This is a genomic window from Pantoea sp. SIMBA_079 (assembly GCF_046940275.1).
Lineage (GTDB): Bacteria > Pseudomonadota > Gammaproteobacteria > Enterobacterales > Enterobacteriaceae > Pantoea > Pantoea borealis.
In genome coordinates this window covers 1-248 of the sequence record NZ_JAWRYR010000712.1, presented here as the reverse complement: position 1 = coordinate 248, position 248 = coordinate 1, and the positions used below count along the sequence as shown (strand labels likewise).

Annotated in this window: 1 pseudogene; it reads left to right on the top strand. The window is 73.8% G+C overall.

Going from position 1 to position 248, the window contains the following annotated elements:
- Positions 1–248 (top strand): annotated as a pseudogene (locus SB719_RS21805) (hypothetical protein); the annotation flags it as partial.

Sequence of the window (248 nt, the reverse complement as noted above, 5' to 3'; positions counted from 1 at the left end):
AGCCCGGCGACGCTCTGCGCCTCGACCTGCTGCCCGGGCGCGATGCGCTGGCGTGGCTGCAGGCGCAGCAGGCGGAGCGTCCAGGCACCGAGCTGAAGAACGTGCTGGCCGACCTGATGCCGCGCCGCTTCGCCCAGCGCCTGTGCGAGGTGTGGATCGCCAACCGGCCGATGAAGCAGTACACCCCGCCGCAGCTGCAGGACACCGCCGCGCTGCTGCAGGCCTGGCCGCTGGTCGCCAGCGGCACC